The sequence below is a fragment of the Elongatibacter sediminis genome, assembly GCF_037892215.1.
In the GTDB taxonomy this organism is placed as follows: Bacteria; Pseudomonadota; Gammaproteobacteria; order Xanthomonadales; family SZUA-36; genus Elongatibacter; species Elongatibacter sediminis.
In genome coordinates this window covers 1-1,211 of the sequence record NZ_JAZHOG010000027.1, presented here as the reverse complement: position 1 = coordinate 1,211, position 1,211 = coordinate 1, and the positions used below count along the sequence as shown (strand labels likewise).

The 1,211-nt window shown below is 58.5% G+C and carries 1 protein-coding gene; it reads right to left on the bottom strand.

Features of this window, described 5'->3' with window-relative positions; genetic code table 11:
* Positions 1-1,142, bottom strand: a 1,142-nt coding sequence (locus V3330_RS19590; RefSeq protein WP_354697158.1) for an IS481 family transposase, incomplete at its 3' end; no start/stop codon positions are given.
* Between the last annotated feature and the right edge of the window lie 69 nt (positions 1,143-1,211).

Here is a 1,211-nt window from a genome sequence, read left to right as displayed (position 1 = left end):
CCTCGTGCAGTGCGTTTTTCCATCGCCTTCAGGTCGACCCGACCAAGCAAATGGTGACAGAAATGAACCGTATAGATGCCGTCCTCAGTGGTCGGCCTGAACGCCACCTGTTTACCCAATAAGGCCTGGCCGACGAACACGGCGCAGTATTTGAATGAACAGGTCAGGTTTTTGCCCACCGTGCGGACCTGATCGCCCGACGCGTACTCATAGGGCGGCGGCTTCCCGGGGTATTCACGCGGGCTAGGGTGGTAGTGCTCGATGGGTGTGTCCATCCCTTTGGCTTCGTGCGGCCGGAGGGTGTTGTAACGATGGCGCCACGGGTCGAAGGCCTGCTGACATTCACGCTGGTTGGCGAAAGTCCGTCGCCCGATAAGCTCGGTATTCAGCGTGCGATGAAACCGCTCATCCTTGCCTTGAGTCTGCGGATGATAGGGGCGCGAATGCGAGACCCCGATTCCCAGCTCGATGAGCCATGCGTCCAGTTGGGTGAGTCGTTCACTGGCGCCGCCCCAGGGCGAGCCATTGTCCATGGTCATTCGCAACGGCAGGCCATACCGTGTAAACGTTGATGTCAGATGGGTTTTTACCGTGCCTTGTCGCTCGTTGGCGCATGCTTTCAGACACAGCGCGAACCGGGAGTGGTCGTCCAACACCGTCAGGGGGTGGCAGCGACCTCGGGCGAGTGCGAAATCGCCCTTGAAGTCCATCTGCCATAGATCATTGGGGTGGGGATGTTCAAAGCGGATGAAAGGGCCCTGTGATGCGCTGCAGTCGCCCTGCAACTGACCGTTACGACGCAGAATCTCGGTAATCGTACTGGGGCTGGGTACCCCGTGATGACCATCGTTGCGCAATAGTCGCGCCAACTTGCGCCCGCCCCAGTCCGTATAACGAGCGCGATACTGAAGCACGAGCCGCTCCATCCCCTTCGGCGTCTTTAGGGGTTGGTGCTGCGGTCGCCTGGAGCGGTCTGCGAGTCCGCAGTCCCCCTCCTGGGTGTAGCGCCGCATCCACTTGTAACCAGTCTTACGACTGATGCTGTAGCGCCGACACAGTCGCGCGAAACTCATCTGACCCTCTTGAGCCAAAAGAACAAACTCCCGTCTCAGATCCATGGCATTCACCTCTTTCCAAGGCATTGCGCTCTCCGATCACCGCGACAATGCCATCAAAAATAAGTGTTACCCATGTACCCGAACAAACTGTTA